This is a genomic window from Flavobacterium artemisiae (genome assembly GCF_042678225.1).
GTDB classification, from domain to species: Bacteria; Bacteroidota; Bacteroidia; order Flavobacteriales; family Flavobacteriaceae; genus Flavobacterium; species Flavobacterium artemisiae.
This window is the reverse complement of sequence record NZ_JBHUDZ010000009.1, coordinates 55,705-75,760: the sequence shown is the minus strand read 5'-3', so window position 1 is coordinate 75,760 and position 20,056 is coordinate 55,705. Positions and strand designations below refer to the sequence as shown.

At 34.6% G+C, this 20,056-nt stretch carries 21 protein-coding genes and 1 tRNA gene; 18 read left to right on the top strand and 4 right to left on the bottom strand.

Features of this window, described 5'->3' with window-relative positions:
• Positions 1 to 164 precede the first annotated feature (164 nt).
• From ACFSC2_RS09410 to ACFSC2_RS09345, 14 genes are all read left to right on the top strand, one after another.
• Positions 165 to 614 carry a GNAT family N-acetyltransferase gene (locus tag ACFSC2_RS09410; RefSeq protein ID WP_379814244.1) on the top strand — a complete coding sequence of 150 codons (450 nt, stop codon included), beginning with the start codon at positions 165 to 167 and terminating at the stop codon, positions 612 to 614.
• A gap of 2 nt (positions 615 to 616) precedes the next feature.
• Positions 617 to 2,230, top strand: a complete 1,614-nt coding sequence (locus tag ACFSC2_RS09405; RefSeq protein ID WP_379814245.1) for a glycoside hydrolase family 3 protein — start codon at positions 617 to 619, stop codon at positions 2,228 to 2,230.
• A gap of 126 nt (positions 2,231 to 2,356) precedes the next feature.
• Positions 2,357 to 2,995, top strand: a complete 639-nt coding sequence (locus tag ACFSC2_RS09400; protein WP_057119327.1) for a peroxiredoxin — start codon at positions 2,357 to 2,359, stop codon at positions 2,993 to 2,995.
• 222 nt (positions 2,996 to 3,217) lie between these two features.
• The gene (locus ACFSC2_RS09395) at positions 3,218 to 3,526 is read left to right on the top strand and encodes a thioredoxin family protein (protein WP_007805605.1); all 309 of its coding nucleotides are present in this window, start codon (positions 3,218 to 3,220) and stop codon (positions 3,524 to 3,526) included.
• Between the two features lie 17 nt (positions 3,527 to 3,543).
• Positions 3,544 to 3,801 (top strand): DUF6952 family protein, encoded by a 258-nt coding sequence (locus tag ACFSC2_RS09390; RefSeq protein ID WP_008462029.1) that lies wholly within the window; start codon positions 3,544 to 3,546, stop codon positions 3,799 to 3,801.
• 816 nt (positions 3,802 to 4,617) lie between these two features.
• Entirely contained in the window at positions 4,618 to 5,115 is a 498-nt protein-coding gene (gene tpx / locus ACFSC2_RS09385; protein ID WP_306158862.1) for a thiol peroxidase, read from the top strand.
• Positions 5,116 to 5,128: 13 nt separating this feature from the next.
• A complete protein-coding gene (locus ACFSC2_RS09380; RefSeq protein WP_379814246.1) occupies positions 5,129 to 5,503 on the top strand; it encodes a diacylglycerol kinase family protein in 375 nt (124 codons plus the stop codon).
• 18 nt (positions 5,504 to 5,521) lie between these two features.
• Positions 5,522 to 7,975, top strand: coding sequence for a DNA translocase FtsK (locus ACFSC2_RS09375; protein WP_379814247.1), 2,454 nt, complete (start codon positions 5,522 to 5,524; stop codon positions 7,973 to 7,975).
• A 52-nt stretch (positions 7,976 to 8,027) separates the two neighbouring features.
• Positions 8,028 to 8,675, top strand: a complete 648-nt coding sequence (lolA1, locus tag ACFSC2_RS09370) for an outer membrane lipoprotein periplasmic chaperone LolA1 (RefSeq protein ID WP_465254538.1) — start codon at positions 8,028 to 8,030, stop codon at positions 8,673 to 8,675.
• Between the two features lie 8 nt (positions 8,676 to 8,683).
• Complete coding sequence (locus tag ACFSC2_RS09365; RefSeq protein WP_379814249.1) at positions 8,684 to 10,144, top strand: LptF/LptG family permease; 1,461 nt, start codon at positions 8,684 to 8,686, stop codon at positions 10,142 to 10,144.
• Between the two features lie 2 nt (positions 10,145 to 10,146).
• A complete protein-coding gene (gene ribB, locus ACFSC2_RS09360; protein WP_379814250.1) occupies positions 10,147 to 11,280 on the top strand; it encodes a 3,4-dihydroxy-2-butanone-4-phosphate synthase in 1,134 nt (377 codons plus the stop codon).
• Position 11,281: 1 nt separating this feature from the next.
• Complete coding sequence (locus ACFSC2_RS09355; protein ID WP_379814251.1) at positions 11,282 to 11,680, top strand: acyl-CoA thioesterase; 399 nt, start codon at positions 11,282 to 11,284, stop codon at positions 11,678 to 11,680.
• Positions 11,681 to 11,820: 140 nt separating this feature from the next.
• Positions 11,821 to 11,905, top strand: a tRNA-Ser gene (locus ACFSC2_RS09350).
• Between the two features lie 280 nt (positions 11,906 to 12,185).
• Entirely contained in the window at positions 12,186 to 13,487 is a 1,302-nt protein-coding gene (locus ACFSC2_RS09345) for a site-specific integrase (protein WP_379814252.1), read from the top strand.
• Between the two features lie 27 nt (positions 13,488 to 13,514).
• Here the strand turns inward: ACFSC2_RS09345 and ACFSC2_RS09340 are convergent, their stop codons facing one another.
• The 4 genes from ACFSC2_RS09340 to ACFSC2_RS09325 form a co-directional block, all read right to left on the bottom strand.
• A complete protein-coding gene (locus ACFSC2_RS09340; protein WP_379814253.1) occupies positions 13,515 to 13,832 on the bottom strand; it encodes a hypothetical protein in 318 nt (105 codons plus the stop codon).
• A complete protein-coding gene (locus ACFSC2_RS09335) occupies positions 13,822 to 14,094 on the bottom strand; it encodes a DNA-binding protein (protein ID WP_379814254.1) in 273 nt (90 codons plus the stop codon). Before ACFSC2_RS09335 ends, ACFSC2_RS09340 begins: the two co-directional genes overlap by 11 nt.
• 89 nt (positions 14,095 to 14,183) lie before the next feature.
• Positions 14,184 to 14,471 (bottom strand): hypothetical protein, encoded by a 288-nt coding sequence (locus ACFSC2_RS09330; protein ID WP_379814255.1) that lies wholly within the window; start codon positions 14,469 to 14,471, stop codon positions 14,184 to 14,186.
• 22 nt (positions 14,472 to 14,493) lie between these two features.
• Complete coding sequence (locus ACFSC2_RS09325; protein WP_379814256.1) at positions 14,494 to 15,504, bottom strand: tetratricopeptide repeat protein; 1,011 nt, start codon at positions 15,502 to 15,504, stop codon at positions 14,494 to 14,496.
• Between the two features lie 538 nt (positions 15,505 to 16,042).
• On the opposite strand from ACFSC2_RS09325, the gene ACFSC2_RS09320 reads away from it, so the two are divergent.
• The 4 genes from ACFSC2_RS09320 (at position 16,043) to ACFSC2_RS09305 (ending at position 19,999) form a co-directional block, all read left to right on the top strand.
• Positions 16,043 to 16,213 carry a class IIb bacteriocin, lactobin A/cerein 7B family gene (locus tag ACFSC2_RS09320; protein ID WP_379814257.1) on the top strand — a complete coding sequence of 57 codons (171 nt, stop codon included), beginning with the start codon at positions 16,043 to 16,045 and terminating at the stop codon, positions 16,211 to 16,213.
• A 19-nt stretch (positions 16,214 to 16,232) separates the two neighbouring features.
• Positions 16,233 to 16,370: a hypothetical protein gene (locus ACFSC2_RS09315; protein WP_379814259.1), complete on the top strand. Its 138-nt coding sequence runs from the start codon at positions 16,233 to 16,235 to the stop codon at positions 16,368 to 16,370.
• A 336-nt stretch (positions 16,371 to 16,706) separates the two neighbouring features.
• On the top strand, positions 16,707 to 17,849 hold the full coding sequence (locus ACFSC2_RS09310) for an HlyD family secretion protein (RefSeq protein ID WP_379814260.1): 1,143 nt from the start codon (positions 16,707 to 16,709) through the stop codon (positions 17,847 to 17,849).
• Positions 17,849 to 19,999 (top strand): peptidase domain-containing ABC transporter, encoded by a 2,151-nt coding sequence (locus ACFSC2_RS09305; RefSeq protein ID WP_379814261.1) that lies wholly within the window; start codon positions 17,849 to 17,851, stop codon positions 19,997 to 19,999. The genes ACFSC2_RS09310 and ACFSC2_RS09305 overlap by 1 nt, the downstream gene beginning before the upstream one ends.
• The last annotated feature ends 57 nt before the right edge of the window (positions 20,000 to 20,056 follow it).

Below are 20,056 nucleotides of genomic sequence, written 5' to 3'. Positions count from 1 at the left end.
TTAAACACATAGAAACATAGATTTTATTTTCGTGTGAAAAGAGTATAAAAGAGAAACTCGTTTCTCAACACATAGCTATGATTGTTTAAATAAAGTGAAACGCCTTTGAGCGTTCCAAAAACTATGCATCTATGTGTTAGAAAAATTAACTCAAGGAAATAATCATGACTACCATAAAACGAACCAATTCAGACAATATTGATTTTATAAATCTGGTTGCTTTATTAGATCAGGATTTAGCTATTAGAGACGGTGAAGATCATGCGTTTTATAATCAGTTTAATAAAACCGATAAAATAAAACATACGATTGTTTATTACGAAAATGATATTCCTGTAGGCTGTGGTGCTTTCCGCGAAAAAGAAACGGATAAAACCGAAATCAAACGAATGTACGTTCATCCCGATCACCGCAAAAAAGGAATCGCTTCTGCGATTTTAAAAGAACTCGAAATCTGGGCAAAAGAAGTCGGTTATGCTTACACTATTCTGGAAACTGGCAAAAACCAGCCGGAAGCCATCAACTTATATCAAAAATTAAATTATACCATCATACCTAATTATCCGCCTTACGAGGAAATGGATAATAGTGTCTGCATGAAAAAGACTTTATAATAATGAAAATTACTGCCGAAGCATTACGCCAAAAAATAGGACAATTTTTCTTCCCTGCTGTATTCATCAACGATACCGAAGAAAATATTCAGGAAACCGAACGTTTAATCAAAGAACACAATATTGGCGGATTGACTTTCTTTCACAGTCGTGCAAGCGCTGCGACGAATTATGAAAGCAAGAAAAAAGTGGTTTTCAATGATGACAGCTACGAAAAAATCAAAGCTTTAATTGTTCGTTATCAAAAAGCAGCTTCCACTCCACTTTTAATCAGTATTGACGCTGAATGGGGATTAGCAATGCGTATCGAAAAAACACCGCAATATCCGTATGCGATTACGCTTGGCGCTTTGCCAGACAACAAATCAAGTTTAGTTTACGAAGTTGGAAAACAAATTGGTTTAGATTTAAAAGCTGCCGGAATTCAGTACAATTTATCGCCTTTGGCAGACATCAATAACAATCCGAACAATCCGGTTATTGGTTATCGTTCTTTTGGTGAAAACAAACAAAAAGTAGCCGATTTTTCGATTGAATATCTAAAAGGAATGTCTGAAGTTGGCGTTTTAGGCTGTCTGAAACACTTTCCCGGACACGGAAATACCAATGTCGATTCCCATTTAGGATTACCAGTTTTGAAGGAAACTCTGGAAGAATTGATGGAAAACGAATTATATCCGTTCATCAAAGGAATTGAAAATAATGTCGATTCGATTATGATTGGGCATTTGGCTGTTCCAAGTTTAAATGACGGAAAAGATACGTCGGCAACTTTATCAAAAGCCGTAATTCAGGATCTTTTGCGAGATAAATTAGGCTATGACGGCTTAGTAATCTCTGACGCTTTAAACATGCACAGCGTTTCGAAATTATATGATATAAAAGGACAATTAGAATGGGAAGCTTTTAACGCTGGAAATGACGTTTTATGCTTTGCCGAAAATGTTCCAGAAGGAATCGAAGCGATTTACAAAAATGCTTCGCCAGACCGTATTTTTGAAAGTTATGAAAGAATCAGAAAAGCCAAAGAAAAAGCGGGACTATTCTCAAATGAAAATTTTACTTCAGGTGAATTAAACTTCGAAAAAACATCCAAATTAAATCTCGAAATTGCTGAAAATGCGATTACTAAAATTATTGACAATTCAAACTCTGATTCAATTTTTGAAGCACAAAAGAACAACAAATTAGCAAAACTTAGTTTATACAAAAATACTGAAAATCCGTTTTTCAAAACTTTAAATTCAAAATTAGCATCACCAGAATTTGCCTTCGAAAATCTTGAAAATTCAAACATTCAGGAAATCGAAAAAAATCTAGAAAATTTCGAAACGATTTTAATTGCATTATTTCCGCCAAAAGCAAAACCACTAAATAATTTTGAAATTGACAATGAAGTTTTTGAACTGCTTTCACGATTACTTGTGACAAAAAAATGCTTCGTTTACGTTTTCGGGAATCCGTATGTTCTGCCTTTAATTCCGAATCTTAAAAAAGCCACAGGACTTGTAGAAGCATATCAGGATTTTGAAGAATTCCAAATAACAACAGCAATGCAAATTTTAGAGAATATTTCTTCAAACGGCTCACTCCCCGTAAACATTGAAATTCAATAAGTTAAAACAAATAATAGTCAAAATTTATCAACTTATAAATTTTTATAATCACATCTTATTGTAAGAACGTGCACTTCTGTCCTACTTTTGCACCAGAAATAAATCTTTAACTTTAAAACGAAAAATATGTCTTTAGTAGGAAAAAAATTCCCAAGTATTGCAGTTGACGCTATCTCTGAAATGGGTGATAATTTAAAAATCAACATCTTCGAAGAAGCAGTAAACAACAACAAAAAAGTACTATTGTTCTGGTATCCAAAAGATTTCACTTTTGTATGTCCAACAGAATTACACGCCTTTCAAGCTGCATTACCAGAATTCGAACAAAGAAATACTATCGTAATTGGTGCTTCTTGCGATACAAACGAAGTTCACTTCGCTTGGTTGAACACTCCAAAAAACAATGGTGGTATCGAAGGTGTAACTTACCCAATTTTAGCAGATACAAACCGTAACTTAGCTAACATTTTAGGTATTTTAGATATCGAATCTACAAGCTACAGCGAAGACACAGATTCAGTTATCATCGAAGGTTCAAACGTAACTTACAGAGCTACTTACCTAATCGACGAGACTGGAAAAATCTTCCACGAAAGTGTAAACGATATGCCATTAGGACGTAACGTAAACGAATATTTAAGAATGGTTGACGCTTACACACACATCCAAACTAAAGGTGAAGTTTGTCCTGCAAACTGGGAAGCTGGTAAAGAAGCAATGTCTGCTGACAGAGTTAGTACTGCTGAATACTTAAGCGCTAATTAAGCTTCTAAGATACTAAGGTTCAAAGATGCTAAGTTTTTTAACTTAACTTTTGAATCTTAGATACAATTCTACAATAAAAGTCAAGAGATTCTAAGATTAACTTAGATCTTAGAATCTCAACGACTTAAAATCCATCAAATAAATCCACACAAAGTTATTCGGTTCGAGAGCAAACTTAGCATCTTAGAACCTTAGCAACTTAGTGTCTTAAAAAGAAAAATTATGTTAATCGACTTAAACGAAGATACGTTAGCAGATTTAGTTGCTAAAAACGAAAAAGTAGTAGTACAATATTCAGCTTCATGGTGTGGAAATTGCCGTATTATGAAACCAAAATTCAAAAAATTAGCAACAGAAAATGAAGCTATCACTTTTGTTTTGGTTGATGCAGAAAATTCTCCTGAGTCTAGAAAATTAGCCAATGTGAGCAACCTGCCAACATTCGCAACTTTCGTAAACGGACAATTAGTTGGCGAAACGCAGACTAATAAACAAGAAGTTTTAATCGACTTAGTAAACGCAATTGCTTAATTCATAAACTCCACAACATGAAATTACCAGTAATTAAGCATTTAACGCAATTCATCGAAGAAAACGATCAAGATTATATCATCGAAACGATCGAAGTTCTAGAAGCAATGACAGAAATTCCGTCTCTAAAAGACGAAGAATTAGATGTAATCGGCGAATTGATTTCCAATATGTACGGCGCCCTTGAAGTTCAAAAATTGGTAGCACAAGGAACCGACAAAAAAGAAGCTTTAAATACGTTTATGAAACGTGTTTTAGGTTCTATCGATAAATAATCGACCTCCACTTTCAAGAAAAAACAAAAAACATGGCAAGGAAAGCGTTTCTAATTTAGGGACGCTTTTTTTTTAGTTTACAGTGATCAGTTTTTTAGTATTCAGTCTTAGGTTTTAGTGCCAGTTTACATTTTTCTACACAATCTTGTCATCCCGAGGAACGAGGGATCTCCACAAGTAACTCCACAATCAAAATGGACCTTTGTCAAAGCTTAACTTTGACAAACAATAATGCGCAATTATAGCAAATCTAAAATCTACCCTCTAAAATCTAAAATAAAAATCTGGGCGAGCCACCATTAGAAAAAGGGGCAAATCTTGCAGGTCTATATTCGCCCCTTTCCCTAATGCTGTCGGGCTATCCGCGCTACTTCGGTAGCATGCTCCTATCCCTCTCGCGGATAAACGTTTTCAAAAGATGTTTTTTATTTTAACGATCCAACAATAAAACAATCAATTGCCTCCAGCTTTAGCTGGAGGTGTACCAACAAGTATCTAAAGGCTTTAGCCGAATGCGCAATTTTGGCTAAAGCCTTTTCTACATCTATAAAACCTCCAGCTAAAGCTGGAGGCAATTGAAAAACCTAACTTTGTCAAAGTTTTAAAGTTGAGCGTACAGAAATGCAAATAAACAGAGCAATATTCTTACAGAATAATAGTTATAATGAGAAACAAAACAGTTCAAAAAGAATATAAATTAGTGAATTAGTGCACACTCCAAAACCAATCTTAATCTCTCCTTAAACCCATAATAAATACTTTTAGATTCGAATATTAATCCTTACTTTTGAGCCTCATTAATTTTAAACAAAAAACATGGCATCTATCACATTAGGAGGAAATCCAGTTCATACATCAGGCGAATTACCAGCAGTTGGATCACAATTAGCTGACTTCAAATTAGTTCAAAACGATTTATCTGTTGCTTCATTAAGTAACTTTGCGGGTAAAAAATTAGTTTTAAACATTTTCCCAAGTGTAGATACTGGAACTTGCGCAACTTCTGTTAGAACATTTAACGCAAGTGCTAGCGGTTTAGAAAACACTACCGTTTTATGTATTTCTAGAGATTTACCATTCGCTCAAAAACGTTTTTGTGGTGCTGAAGGTTTAGAAAATGTAGTAAACTTATCAGATTTTCAAACTGGTGCTTTTGGTAAAGCAAACGGATTAGAAATCGTTGACGGGCCTTTAGCAGGTTTACATTCAAGAGTAATCATTGTTGTTGATGAAAACGGAAAAGTTCTTCATACAGAACAAGTTGCTGAAATCGCAAACGAACCAAATTACGAAGCTGCTTTAGCCGTACTATAATATTTTCCCTTAAATGGAGTTTCAAAAAGACAATACATTTGTTACAGGTCGTTTAAAAAGCATGAAATATGCTTTTAATGGAGCTGTAAAATTAATAAAAACCGAACACAGCATTATGGTGCAATTCTCTTTGGGAATCATCATGACTATTTTTGGGTTTTATTTTCATATTTCACAAACCGAATGGCTATGTCAAACACTGGCCATCGGTTTTGTTTTAAGCATTGAAGGATTAAATACGGCTGTAGAAAAAATAGCCGATTTCATCCACCCCGATTACAGCAAACGAATCGGTTTTATAAAAGATATCGCTGCAGGGGCAGTATTTTTTGCTGCAATGACGGCAATCGCAATAGGCTTGATTATTTATATTCCAAAATTTATTTAGGCAACAGTAAACGCAAGAATGGCAAAAACTAGCAAAAAAGAAACTTTAGACAAAAAAAACGATAAACAACAAGAGGGTAAAAAATCTTGGAAAATGACCAAACAGCAAAAAATTGTTTTAGGCTGTCTTTTGGTTCTTTTTTCTATTGCACTTTTAGTGGCTTTTATTTCCTTTTATGTTAACGGACAATGGCAAACAGATCAAAGTGCTGTCAGTCAGCTTGGCGATCGCGAAGAAGTGGTACAAAACTGGCTCGGAAAATTCGGGGCTTATCTTGCCGATCTTATTGTCTATAGAGGTTTCGGAATTGCGTCTTTTGTATTTGTACGTTTATTTTTCCTTACGGGAATGTTTTTGGCATTAGAACTTTCTACTCAAAAACTTAAAAACACTTGGTTTTGGGATATTTTTGCCATTATTATTGTTTCCGTTTTATTTGGCTTTTTTGCCACTTCAGCTCCAGAATTGGGAGGAACGATTGGATATGAATTAAATTTATTTTTACAGGATTATATCGGAAAAACAGGAACTTTACTAACACTGCTTTTCGGATTAATTGTGTATTTAATTTTTAAAATCAAAGTTTCACCAGAAAAAATCCAATCGTATTTTGATTCGACTAAAAAAGAATTCAAATCTGAATTAGATGCCTTAAAACCAGTTGTTGCAGAGCCGGAAAGCGCTTATAATTTAGAAGAATTTGCGGTGGAAGAACCAGAAAGCGATCCAGATTTGGATAATATCCACATTAAAACTGTCGATTCTCAGTTCGAAATCAACAAAGAAGCGTTGAAACCAACAATTTCACATCCTTCTGAAATTGAACTGAATCCTATTTTAAAACCAATTACTCCAAAACAAGAATTACCATTAGTTTCTCCAGATGAAGCTTTTGTAATTGAAAAAGCGGAAGAAGAAGATATTATCGAAGAAAACTTAGCTTCTCGCCTAGTTGCTGATTTCGGATTATTTGATCCAACTTTAGATTTATCAAATTACAAATTCCCAACGATTGATTTATTAAAAGAATATTCAACTGGCGGCATTACAATAAATCAAGAGGAATTAGAAGAAAATAAAAATAAAATTGTAGATACACTTCGTAACTACAAAATCGAAATTGCGCAGATTAAAGCAACTGTTGGACCTTCTGTAACCTTATATGAAATTGTTCCAGAAGCCGGAATCAGAATTTCGAAGATTAAGAGTTTAGAAGATGATATTGCTTTATCACTTTCAGCATTAGGAATTCGTATTATTGCGCCAATTCCAGGAAAAGGAACAATCGGTATCGAGGTTCCGAACAAGAACCCAACTATGGTTTCGATGAAAAGTGTTATCGGAGCAGCAAAATTCCAAGAAGCTGAAATGGAACTTCCAATTGCTTTAGGAAAAACGATCTCAAACGAAACTTTTGTTGTCGATTTAGCCAAAATGCCTCACTTATTGATGGCGGGTGCTACAGGACAAGGAAAATCGGTTGGATTAAATGCAGTTTTGACTTCGCTTTTGTATAAGAAACATCCAGCGGAAGTAAAATTTGTCTTGGTCGATCCTAAAAAAGTAGAGCTTACGCTTTTCAACAAAATAGAAAGACATTATTTAGCCAAACTTCCAGATACCGAAGACGCTATTATTACTGACAATGCTAAAGTTGTAAATACTTTAAATTCACTTTGTACCGAAATGGACAATCGTTATTCTTTATTAAAAGATGCGATGGTTCGTAACATTAAAGAGTACAACGAAAAATTCAAGTCTAGAAAATTAAATCCAGAAGCGGGCCACCGATTTTTACCATACATTGTTTTGGTTGTCGATGAGTTTGCCGATTTAATTATGACTGCCGGAAAAGAAGTCGAAATTCCGATTGCGCGTCTGGCACAGCTTGCCCGTGCGATTGGCATTCACTTAATTATTGCGACTCAAAGACCTTCTGTAAACGTTATTACTGGTTTGATCAAAGCCAACTTCCCTGCGAGAATTGCTTTTAGAGTAACTTCTAAAATCGATTCGAGAACTATTTTGGACACTCAAGGTGCTGATCAGCTTATCGGACGCGGAGATTTATTGTACACAAACGGAAACGATGTTGTACGTGTTCAATGTGCCTTTATTGACACTCCAGAGGTTGAAAAAATTACAGATTTCATTGGCGGACAAAAAGCGTATGCCACGGCTTATTTGCTTCCAGAGTTTGTTGGGGAAGAAAGTGGCATTAATCTTGATATAGATATTTCCGAAAGAGATACTTTATTTAGAGAAGCCGCGGAGATAATTGTCAACGCTCAGCAAGGTTCTGCTTCTTTATTGCAGCGAAAACTTAAATTAGGATACAACAGAGCCGGTCGTTTGATCGATCAGCTGGAAGCAGCAGGAATTGTTGGTCCGTTTGAAGGCAGTAAAGCGCGTAGTGTTAATATTTTAGATTTAAGTGCTCTTGATCAATTTTTTAATAATGAACAAAATTAATCTTATCATGAAAGCAAATTTTCAAGAAATCAACAACAATTCTATCACAAACATGACTAAAAAGTGTTTTCAAATGGCATTTATATTGCTTTTGAGCTTCACTTCTATTCAAGCACAGGATAAAAAAGCCAAAGATTTATTGAACGAAGTGACTTCTAAAATAAAAAGCTACGATAATATCGTTATCGATTTTAAATATTCATTAAATAACGCTAAAGAAAACATCAATCAAGACAGTAAAGGAAATGTTACCATGAAAGGAAATCAATATGTATTGAATTTTATGGGCGTTACCAAAATTTTTGACGGACAAAAAACCTACACCATTGTTCCTGAAGACGAAGAAGTTACTATTTCTAAAGTAAACGAAAAGGATGATAATGCGATCACCCCTTCAAAAATGCTTACTTTCTTTAATTCTGGCTACAAATACACAATGGACATTGTTCAAAATGTAAAAGGAAGAAAAATTCAATACATCAAATTAGTGCCTACAAGCGGAAAAGACCAAAGAAAAGAAATTTTGTTAGGTGTTGACGTTCAGACAAAACACATTTATAATTTGATTGAGACTGGAAAAAACGGAACAAAAACAACTTTAACCGTTAATTCTTTTAAAACCAATCAGCCATTGTCAAAAAATCAATTTACATTTGTAGCGAGTAAATACCCGAAATACTACATTAATAAATTAGATTAATCAGAAGGTTGAAAATTCTAGACAAATACTTATTAAAAACATTCTTACTTACATTTACTACTGTATTTGTAATTCTATTTTTCATATTCATACTACAAACAGTATGGCTATTTATATCAGAACTAGCAGGAAAAGATCTTGACTTATTATTAGTCGTGAAGTTCCTGCTTTTTTCTATGCCTAGAATTATCCCATTGGTTTTACCGCTTTCAGTACTTTTGGCATCCATCATGACTTTCGGAAATTTGGCTGAGAATTACGAATTCGCAGCCATGAAATCATCCGGTATTTCACTTCAAAGAGCCATGAGGGTTTTAATCATCTTTATTTGCGTTTTGAGTATTGTAGCCTTTTGGTTTGCCAACAATGTGATTCCGTATGCCGAATATAAATTCGTAAACTTTAGAAAAAATATTGCGCAAGCCAAACCCGCAATGGCTATTGCCGAGGGGCAATTTAACGATGTTGGATTTTATAATATTAAAGTTGTAAAAAAATCGGGAGAAAACGGTAACCATTTAACTGGCGTTACGATTCACGAAAAGCCTAATAATATGGGCGAAAATAAAACGGTTATTAAAGCCAAAGACGGAGAATTGATCAGTAACGAAAAATCGAGCATTCTGAAACTCGTTTTAAATGACGGTTATTATTATCAAGATGTTACTCCAAAAAAATACGAAGAACGTGCTAAACTGCCTTTCATAAAAGGAGCGTTTAAAAAGCATATCATCAACATTGACTTATCCGAATTAAACAAAGTTGATGACAGCAAAGAAAGCATCAACAGCACTAACGGAATGTTGAATGTAAATGAGCTTCGTTATACACTTGATTCTTTAAACAAAAATCTAGATAACGAGATTCTTTCGTTTTCAGAAAATATTAATCAGCGTGTCGGAATCAGAAAACCATCTCCTACCCCAGCGATTAAAAAAGATTTCAAGAAAAAACAATTACCTAATAACCTACTTTCTTTGTACATCAACAAAGAAAAAGCAGACATTATTAGAATGGCAAATAGTAATATTACCAGTAATATTTACACTATTGAGACTACACAAAAAGACCTAAAAGACAAGCAGAGAGAAATCAACAAACACATGAATGCATTGTACGAGAAATTCGTAATTGCCTTTGCCTGTTTTTTGATGTTTTTTATTGGTGCTCCGCTGGGTGCCATTATTAGAAAAGGAGGACTTGGACTTCCGATTGTATTTGCCGTATTAATCTTTATTACTTTTCACTTTATCAATACTTTTGGAAAAAGATTATCACAAGAAGGCGGAATGAGTCCGTTTATGGGTTCTTGGATGTCGTCGTTTATCTTGTCACCTTTGGCGGTTTTACTCACATATCGTGCAACAAATGACAACGGATTGATTAATTTTGATGCGATTACAACTCCTATTTCACTATTTTTTCAAAAAATTTCTGAGCGATTTTTCCCAGCTCAAAACAAAGAATAACTATGTCAACAACTAAAATACAACTAAATACCATTGAGGAAGCTATAGAAGATATCCGTCAAGGTAAAGTAATCATTGTAGTGGACGATGAAGATCGCGAAAATGAAGGTGATTTTTTGGCCGCTGCCGAAAAAGTAACTCCAGAAATGATTAACTTCATGGCTACACACGGACGCGGATTAATCTGTACACCACTTACTGAGAGCCGATGCAAGGAACTTGATTTACGTGCCATGGTTACCAATAATACCGATCACATGGAAACTGCATTTACGGTTTCTATTGATTTAAAAGGAAATGGCGTTACAACAGGAATTTCTGCAGCTGACCGTTCTAAAACTGTTGAAGCTTTAGTTGACCCTAACACAAAACCACATGATTTAGCTCGTCCTGGTCATATTTTTCCGCTTATTGCTAAACAAGGCGGTGTTTTAAGAAGAACCGGACATACTGAAGCAGCAATTGATTTTGCTCGTCTGGCAGGATTTAAACCAGCTGGAGTTATCTGCGAAATCTTAAATGAAGATGGAACTATGTCTCGCTTGCCTGAATTGATTAAAGTAGCTAAAAAATTTGATTTAAAATTAGTTTCGATTGAAGATTTAGTAGCTTACAGAATGCAGCACGACAGTTTGATCGTTAAAAAAGAAGATTTTGATATTGAAACCCGTTTTGGAATTTTCAGATTAAGAGCTTACGAACAAACTACTAACAAACAAATTCATATTGCATTAACCAAAGGAACATGGAATCTTGGAGAGCCTATCTTGACGAGAATCCACTCTTCTCAGGTAAATAACGATTTATTAGGCACATTGACTAATAATGCAGAACAGCAGTTAGATGATATGTTTAAAGTAATTAACGAAAACGGAAAAGGTGCTGTGATTTTCATCAATCAAGATATGACGGCAGTTAATCTGTTAAACCGAATTTCTGAGCTTAAATCGCTTCAATCTCAAGGAACTTTAAAAGCTCCGAAAGTAATCATCGACAGTAAAGATTACGGAATTGGCGCCCAAATCCTCCATGATATTGATATTTCTAAAATTAGACTGGTTTCGAATACAGAACAAACAAAACGCGTTGGTATGATTGGATACGGGCTTGAAATTACTGAATACGTAAATTATTAATATGGGTACAATAGAAGAAAGAATTCTAAAGTCTGAAACACGTATTTTTAAAGCTGTTTTCCCGAGTACAACCAATCATTACGACACTTTGTTTGGAGGAACTGCACTTCATTTAATGGACGAAGTAGCTTTTATCTGTGCTACTCGTTTCAGCCGAAAAAAAGTAGTGACGATTTCGACAGGACAGATTGACTTTAAAAAAGCGATTCCAGCAGGAACTTTGATCGAATTAGTAGCAAAAGTAGACAGCGTTGGAAGAACCAGCTGTAAAATTCACGTCGATATTTTTATGGAGCAAATGTATTCTGAACTTCGCGAAACAGTAGTTTCTGGAACTTTTTCGTTTGTTGCGGTCGACGAAAACAAGAAACCAACACCAATTTTAGACGATTTGGACTAAATTTTTAAAAAAACTCATTTTCGGAAATACTGATAATTAGACACTTGAAAATTATTTTAAAAAAGTCTCTAAAAAAGTTTTGATAACCGAAAAAGCGTCTTATATTTGCACTCGCAATCACAAAATGATAGCAACATACTGGAGAAATGGCAGAGCGGTCGAATGCGGCAGTCTTGAAAACTGTTGACTGTAACAGGTCCGGGGGTTCGAATCCCTCTTTCTCCGCTGAGAGCTTAAAAAGAGACTTTTCAAAGTTTACAAAAAAGGCTAAAATTCACGGAAAACCCTGCAAATCAAAGATTTGCAGGGTTTCTTCTTTTATACACATTTTCAATTTTTTCAAAACTGCACAAAAGTTTTGTGGCGTAATCGTGGCGCAATGAAAAAAAATGCCAATGCGCCACAGAAAAAGTCATTAACCCCAGTAATCAAAGGGGTTAAGCACGTTTACATCTTGTTTAAACCGCGTTATAATTCTACATTTACTAATCTAATAAGTTGAGTTATGCTAGAGAACAGCTTTGGGTTAATTTTCTATCTGAAAGTGCCCCGCAATGAGAGTAAAATTAGAAGTGTCTATTTCCGGATTACTGTTGACGGTATCCCGAAAGAAGCATCCACCAGACGCCAGTGGGATATGGAACGCTGGAACCAGAAAACTGAAAGGGCGGCCGGCACAAAGGAGGACGCAAAATCCCTTAATTTTTTTCTGGACTCGCTCACCACCAGAATCCATGACATCAAAACAGAGATCCTTTACAGTGGAAAACCATTAAGCTCGCAGAAAATAATGGATCACGTCATGGGAAGAATAGCTCCAAGAGCAAAAGTTCTTGAAGAATTTCAAAAACATAATGACGAGCTGGAGGCTCTGGTGGGAAATGGATATACGGGAGCTACACTGGAGAGATTCAATATAACCAAGAATCACGTATCCACTTTTATAAAATTCAAGTATAATTCGGATGATTTTGAATTTGCCGATCTAAGTCTAGAATTTGTAAAAGATTTTGAGTTTTACCTGCGGTCTGTCCGCAAGTGCAGCAATAATACCACCCTTAAATACATTGCTAACTTCAAAAAAATCGTAATACGCGCGATTGATAAGGAAATTATTGAAAAAGATCCATTCAAGAATTTTAAAGGAAAAAAAACGAAAGTTGTAAAGAAGCCTATTTCTGCAAAAGAACTGGCACAACTGGAAGCGCATCAATTTTCGACGGAACGGCTCAATATCGTACGAGATATTTTTGTTTTCCAATGCTACACTGGCCTGGCATACATTGATGCATACCAGCTTACAAGTGCCGATATTAAGGATGGCGTGGATGGCAATCTCTGGATTATATCTGAAAGGCAGAAAACAAATTCTACAGCAAAGATTCCACTGCTTCCCACCGCGCTGAAAATTCTTGAAAAATATAAAAACCATCCAGTGAATGTCAAGCGTGGAACCCTGCTGCCGGTATCTTCAAACCAAAAAATGAATGAGTACCTTAAGGAAATTGCCATACTATGCGGTTTTCCGTTCACCCTTAATACACATATGGCGCGACGCACCTTTGGAAGCACTGTCACATTAAATAATAATGTTCCCATTAATGTCGTAAAAGAACTCCTGGGACACGCTTCAGTTAAACAAACCGAAGCTTACGCAATTACAGAGCAGGCCACAATAGGCCGAGAAATGGCTGAACTTACGCTAAAACTCAGCCAGCCAAAAACTATCATCTCCGCGACCGACAAAGATGCACTTGTCAGATTGGAAAAAGAAATCCAGAATATTAAAGACAAGTATAATATTTGATTCTGCCAAAAAAGAAAAGAGGTTATCTTATATTTTAGATAACCTCTTTTTATTCAGTACAACTTCACTTCTGACTCCAGGATGATATGAAGGAATGTATCTGAAATATCCCAGATCCTGCAGTTCCTTGAAATATTTATGATAAGTCGGAAAAGTGCTAATATGGGAGACCGCCATTATATTTTTACGGCTGACCCTTATCTTCCTGCGCTTACCCTGCTGGCAGCCTAAATAAAGTATAGCTGTTAGAATCGCCAGATGCCACACATTAAGAGTACTTTCCTCTGTAATTGGCGATAAATACTGCATAATTCTATATTTATCCCCTTTTTTACTATTTCTCATCCTTAAAAAGATTTAGAAGATCCTCCCTATTGTAATAATATGACCCCAAGACCTTCTTAAATCTGACCTTCTTCGAGGTCCGAAGATTTTGTACAGAACCTGCAGAGATATCCAGCAGCCTGCGCACAGCCTTGCTTCTGAGCCACAGAGTATCTGTTTCATTATCCTTAGACTTAAGTGCTTCTGCAACAACAGACCGCATTGTATCTGACAACATAAGCCCAAATTGTCTTAAATCATCTTTAGTTATAAATTTTTCCATAAACTTTAATTAATCGCATTCAGTTTTCAAACCGTAGTATGTATGTTGTAGTCGTGGAATATTTCAGCAATTGAATATTTCTTCATGAATTATTCGACATGAAAGTATATACTGCTCCTTTTATTCTTATTTTTAGTAGGAACATAGAGTATGTAGCCATAAGAATCAAGTTCCTTTATACATTTATGATAAGTCTTTGGTGACACAATCTTTGCAATATGCTGAATTTCTATGCTGTATGCCTGTATAGGATTTATGAAATCTTTACCAGCTCGAAACTCAAGCAATGCCGCAAAAATGGCAATGTGGGTGGTGCCGATCCGAAAATCGTTTTCAATTGCCTGAAAAAAACCCGTTAAAAGCTTAAGATTTTCCATAAAATATTTTCAGATTTAATCCTTATAAATGATGTGATTTTCTCTTTGTAACAGTATCCACAGCCTGCTGCGTCATTAAAGGAGTAACTTTACAGCCATTTTTTATCTCATTCAGACTAGTCTTCTGCATTCTGTCGTTGTAATAGGTCAGAGTCTTAAACCGTGGGTTTGCTTCCAGATAGACTTTCATTTCATTCCCTTGGATCAGCAGCACCGCCTCCTCCCTTCCTCCTTTTTTCAAAGAGTCTGCAAGTTTCTCAAATGACTCGTAATCCTCTTTTTTGAGCGGCAGAGTATTCAGGACACTGCTCACATTATAACCGTACGCTTCTGGATATTCATGCAGACGGTAGTTGTCCATTTTATCTTTGTCATAAAAATTAAACTGTTTCCTGTCATTATATTTTATCATGTGGGGCAGTGCCTTATTTATACTGTCAAGTCCTGCACGATAATTTCTTTTTTGCAGCTGATTTGCCCCCTCATTTAGTATAAAAAGGTATTTTAAACGTGTATTTTTTGTAATTGACGATTCTCTAAATCCAAGTTTATTGTAAAGTGTAGATGAATCAGTTTTTTTTAATGACTTATAGCAATCTGCAATGCCAAAAATTATATCCTGAAAGTCATTTGCATATTGTTCTGTTCTGTAATCTTTTGTTTTATAATAGGTGTAACATTCCTTGTATATTTCTACGGCTTCATTGTATTCGCCCAGATCTTCAGATTTTGTAATACCTATATATTCTCGTACTACGTAATAATAGTCAACATTAGTCTGAAGCGCTATTTTTTCGGCTAATTTGTAATTATCCATAGCTTCTTTAAACTTAAACTGGTTTTTAAGAAAATCTGCCTTTTCACAATATGCCGCCGCAGGAAAGTATTTATCTTTAGAATCTTTGGAATATTTTATGACACTGTCCAGATAATCGATTGCTTTGTTTTGATCTGACTTGTAATACAGTAAGGCTTTTTGATAATTAGCCCGCGCTTTTTCAATGGGGTTATTTTCTTTTATCGCTTTAGCCATGTAGGCATTATTGTATAGTATTTGCCTTTTGGGATTCTTCGCATTATCGAAATAAAGATTTCCTAATTCTATATAAGACAATTCAGTGAGGTTGCTTTTTGAAGTTTGGCTCCATAACAGGAAAGGAAATAGGGATAAAAACAGAAACTTAAATAATTTAGACAAAATCATATGTATTGGTTTCTTACAAAAATAGAAGATATAGTGAGAATTTGCATTACCTAGCAGGTATTTTTAAAAAGTAAACAAAACACTGAATTCCAAATAATTACACAAAAAACAACACAAGATTCAGGAATTTAGTATCGAGATTCAGGAATTTCGACATGAAACATTTGCGGGCAATTTGAGCTTTGTCTAGTTTTGGATCCAGGAAAGTGAGACATTTTTTACAGTTCGACGTCACTATAATAAATTGAACCTTTTTCTAAAATGTAACTGGCCGTTACGATAGAATTATTAAAGAATAATGAATCAAAAAGCAAAAATGCGGAAGAATAAACCGTATTAATTTTTAACACTTAAAAATAGAAAAATTATGAATTTGGAAAATTTGAATTTGGTTGAGCTTAATGCTCAGGAAGTACAGGAAATAGATGGCGGGATTTGGGGGGAAATAATCGCAGCCGGAATTGCTGTCGGCGGTGGTCTTGCATGGGCTTTTGATAAAGGAGAAGCTTTCGGAAGACATTTAGCTCAAGCTTATTAATTTTTAAAAACTTAAAATGATGAAAAATCTAAAATTGATTGAATTAGACGAAAAAGAATTAGTAGAAATTGAGGCAGGCTTTGGTCCTCTTTATTATTTGTTTGCCGGAGCATGGGCCGCAGGAGTTGCATATGGATATATAACAGAAAGTGCATAATATGAGATTCTTCAAAAGCAACTCGTTTTATATTTTGGTTTTAATTTTTGCTGTCATGCTGTTGTTAGCTTGTATATTTAATAAAGGAGAGATTCTAGGGAGAGCATTAGCTAAATGATTTCAATGATAAAATGCAATGAAACATGAATGGTGCTTTGAAGGTTTATCACTGTACTTATAGAAATCCCTATGCATTTAGCAGAGACTAGTCCTTAAGTTATTTATTACGGATTGTTTTTAACAATCCGTAATTTTTTTTGAGGATAATCTTTAATGTTTTGCAAATCATGATCAAAAAATAATTGTAATTAAATTAACATCCTTAATTATTACTTTATGAACTTCAGTTCAGACCCAATAAATACAATGGAAAATCTTGTTTCCAAAAACAAAACAAAAAGCATTTCAATTTATCTTATCATTCTTTTGTTTATAATCGTTTTTTTAGGGCTTTTACCTATTATAAAATTTGATATCAGCAGTCAAAGCCGGGGTATCATTCGAAGCGTTACAGATAATGTTCCAGTTTCAACGATGGTAAGTGGCAGGGTTAAATGGCTGCATTTAAAAAACAATGCTTTTGTAAAAAAAGGAGATACACTTTTAAAAATTGGTACGGAAAACCTGGAAAGCGACAAAAAAATTCAAGATACATTATCCAAATCCGTTTCTAATCTATTACATGATATTTCAGCTATCCTTCAAAATAAAACATCTCATTTATTGACAGCTGCGGCACGGGAAGATGTATTGAAGTTTCAATTGGGAAAAAATGAATTGAAAAGTAAAATCTCACAAGCACAAATCAGTCATGAACGAAATAAAATTCTCTATGAGAAAGAAATTATTGCCAAGGCTGATTTTGAGAAACCTGAATATGAACTGCGTTTAGCCAAACAAGCCTTAGAAAGTTTTGTAAGCCAGCAAAAATTAACCTGGGAAAATCAAAAAAGAGATTTGGAAGATCGTTTGAAAAACTTGAACGGAACAGCTGCTAAAATAAATGCAGAATCAAATAATTACCTCATTTTGGCTCCTGTTTCCGGCACTATAGAAAACTATTCAGGCATTCAAGAAGGTTCTTTCATAAATGCTTCACAGCCTATTGCCACAATTTCTTCAGCAGATCAGCTAATTGTTGAATGCAATGTGTCTCCAAATGATATTGGCCTTATTAAGAAAAATCAAAAAGTAAAATTTCAGTTAGATTCCTTCAATTATAATCAATGGGGATTGCTGGACGGAAAGGTAATTGATATTGACCGCAATATAACACTGCAGCAGGATCAGGCTTTTTTTAAAGTGCGTTGTTCCTTAAATTCAAAGACCTTACAACTAAAATCAGGTTATCAGGCTGATGCCTCAAAAGGAATGACCTTAACAACAAGATATATAATAACGAGAAGAAGCTTATTCGATTTGTTATTTGACAAAATAGACGATTGGTTAAACCCGAAACAAATATCAAATAATAACTAATGGCTTCAATAAAAATAAAACAACATGATATTAAAGATTGTGGCGCTACTTGTCTGGCTTCTATCGGAAACCATTTTAAAGTTAATCTGCCTATAGCCAGAATACGTCAGTTTGCTAATACTGATAAACGCGGTACAAATGTTTTGGGTATTATTGAAGGGGCGGAAAGGATGGGTTTTACCGCCAAGGGAGTAAAAGGCAGTTTAGATGCATTAGATAAAATTCCCCTTCCAGCAATTGCTCATATTCTGAATAAGGAACAACTGCATCATTATGTTGTAATTTATAAAGCAGAGAAATCTAAAATCACAGTCATGGATCCAGGTCCTGGAAAAATTGAGCTTTATACTTTCGAGGAATTTCAAAAAATATGGTCAGGCGTATTGATTCTCTTTGCACCAAATGATGCTTTTAAGGTGAAAAACGAAAAAACATCACCTTTAAAAAGATTCTGGAGCCTTATCCAGCCCCACAAAACTATTTTGCTTCAGGCATTGACCGGCTCAATATTATTTACTATTTTAGGATTAGCAATGTCTGTTTACATTCAAAAAATAACAGATTATGTTTTGATAGATGGTAATAGAAATTTACTGAATTTATTGAGTTTTTCTATGATAGCCATTATTTTGCTGCAAGCTTATATTGGCTCAAAAAAAAGCATTTTTGTGATGAAAACCGGGCAATTAATTGATGCCAAATTAATTCTGGGCTACTACAAACATCTACTGCATTTACCACAACGCTTTTTTGATACGATGCAGATAGGAGAAATTACTTCACGAATAAACGATGCTGTAAAAATACGCTCGTTTATAAACGAAGTGGCAATTGAAATGATTGTCAATATATTCATTGTTGTTTTTTCATTTGCTTTAATGTTCACCTATTACTGGAAACTGGCTCTGGTTATTCTTCTTGTCATTCCTTTTTACGCAGCAATATATTTTGTTTTAAATAAATTCAATAAAAAAGTCGAACGAAATATCATGGAGAATGCAGCCGAACTGCAGACACAATTGGTTGAAAGCATTACCAATGTCAGAACGGTAAAAGAATTTGGAATAGAAGAATTCTCAAATCTAAAAACAGAAAACAAATTTGTAAAACTCTTATTTAGCACTTACAAATCAGGTTTAAACGGAATCTTTGCCAGTACATCCACACAGTTTTTGGCATCTGGTTTTACTGTAGTTTTAATGTGGATTGGATCCGAATATGTAATCGACAGGGCGATTACTCCCGGCGAATTGTTTTCATTTTACGCTTTGATTGGTTATTTCACTTCTCCCGTTGCTGCTTTAATAAGCATGAATAAAACTGCACAAAATGCATTAATTGCGGCAGACCGGCTTTTTGAAATTATGGATTTAGAAAGAGAAGAAACGGAAAACAAGTTCGAATTGCAGAAAGAAAATTTAGGCGATATAAAGTTCGAAAATGTCTCTTTTAGATATGGAACTCGTCTGGAAGTTTTTAAAAATTTTAATGCCGTCTTTAAAAAAAACCAAACGACAGCAATCGTAGGAGAAAGCGGGAGCGGAAAAACAACTTTAATTTCATTGTTACAAAATTTATATCCAATTAAAGATGGTAATATATATATCGGAGAATATGCTACAAAGTTTATACATTACCAAAGTCTAAGAGGTATTATTGGAGTTATTCCGCAACAGCTTAATCTGTTTTGTGGAAATATTATTGAAAATATTGCATTAGGCGATTCATTTCCTAATATTCAAAGAATTTTAGACTTATCAAAACAACTAGGTATTGTAGAATTTGTAGAAAAACTGCCAAATGGTTATGAAACGCAGATTGGTGAAAATGGAGCAATATTATCGGGCGGGCAAAAACAAAGAATTGCAATCGCCAGAGCACTTTACAAAAATCCTGAAATTTTATTGATGGATGAAGCAACATCTTCATTAGATACAAGTTCCGAAATGATCGTTAAACAAACAATAGATAACTTCAAAAAAGAAGGAAAAACGATTATAATCATAGCCCATAGACTAAGTACAATTGCAAGTGCAGATAAAATTTTGGTCATGCACAATGGAGAAATCATAGAATCTGGCAGCCATCATGATTTATTAGAAAAAAAAGAAAAATACTTTGATCTCTGGAAAAAACAAAGTTTAATTTAAAACCTAGTAAAATCTGAGATTATATCTAATAGTACTTGATAAGGTTCTGTCCCACCT

Bases quoted from the DNA above. Each gene is read 5' to 3' on its own strand.
- ACFSC2_RS09410 (WP_379814244.1), top strand. From the start codon at position 165: ATGACTACCATAAAACGAACCAATTCAGACAATATTGATTTTATAAAT.
- ACFSC2_RS09405 (WP_379814245.1), top strand. From the start codon at position 617: ATGAAAATTACTGCCGAAGCATTACGCCAAAAAATAGGACAATTTTTC.
- ACFSC2_RS09400 (WP_057119327.1), top strand. From the start codon at position 2,357: ATGTCTTTAGTAGGAAAAAAATTCCCAAGTATTGCAGTTGACGCTATC.
- ACFSC2_RS09395 (WP_007805605.1), top strand. From the start codon at position 3,218: ATGTTAATCGACTTAAACGAAGATACGTTAGCAGATTTAGTTGCTAAA.
- ACFSC2_RS09390 (WP_008462029.1), top strand. From the start codon at position 3,544: ATGAAATTACCAGTAATTAAGCATTTAACGCAATTCATCGAAGAAAAC.
- tpx (WP_306158862.1), top strand. From the start codon at position 4,618: ATGGCATCTATCACATTAGGAGGAAATCCAGTTCATACATCAGGCGAA.
- ACFSC2_RS09380 (WP_379814246.1), top strand. From the start codon at position 5,129: ATGGAGTTTCAAAAAGACAATACATTTGTTACAGGTCGTTTAAAAAGC.
- ACFSC2_RS09375 (WP_379814247.1), top strand. From the start codon at position 5,522: ATGGCAAAAACTAGCAAAAAAGAAACTTTAGACAAAAAAAACGATAAA.
- lolA1 (WP_465254538.1), top strand. From the start codon at position 8,028: ATGACTAAAAAGTGTTTTCAAATGGCATTTATATTGCTTTTGAGCTTC.
- ribB (WP_379814250.1), top strand. From the start codon at position 10,147: ATGTCAACAACTAAAATACAACTAAATACCATTGAGGAAGCTATAGAA.
- ACFSC2_RS09355 (WP_379814251.1), top strand. From the start codon at position 11,282: ATGGGTACAATAGAAGAAAGAATTCTAAAGTCTGAAACACGTATTTTT.
- ACFSC2_RS09345 (WP_379814252.1), top strand. From the start codon at position 12,186: ATGCTAGAGAACAGCTTTGGGTTAATTTTCTATCTGAAAGTGCCCCGC.
- ACFSC2_RS09340 (WP_379814253.1), bottom strand. From the start codon at position 13,832: ATGAGAAATAGTAAAAAAGGGGATAAATATAGAATTATGCAGTATTTA.
- ACFSC2_RS09335 (WP_379814254.1), bottom strand. From the start codon at position 14,094: ATGGAAAAATTTATAACTAAAGATGATTTAAGACAATTTGGGCTTATG.
- ACFSC2_RS09330 (WP_379814255.1), bottom strand. From the start codon at position 14,471: ATGGAAAATCTTAAGCTTTTAACGGGTTTTTTTCAGGCAATTGAAAAC.
- ACFSC2_RS09325 (WP_379814256.1), bottom strand. From the start codon at position 15,504: ATGGCTAAAGCGATAAAAGAAAATAACCCCATTGAAAAAGCGCGGGCT.
- ACFSC2_RS09320 (WP_379814257.1), top strand. From the start codon at position 16,043: ATGAATTTGGAAAATTTGAATTTGGTTGAGCTTAATGCTCAGGAAGTA.
- ACFSC2_RS09315 (WP_379814259.1), top strand. From the start codon at position 16,233: ATGAAAAATCTAAAATTGATTGAATTAGACGAAAAAGAATTAGTAGAA.
- ACFSC2_RS09310 (WP_379814260.1), top strand. From the start codon at position 16,707: ATGAACTTCAGTTCAGACCCAATAAATACAATGGAAAATCTTGTTTCC.
- ACFSC2_RS09305 (WP_379814261.1), top strand. From the start codon at position 17,849: ATGGCTTCAATAAAAATAAAACAACATGATATTAAAGATTGTGGCGCT.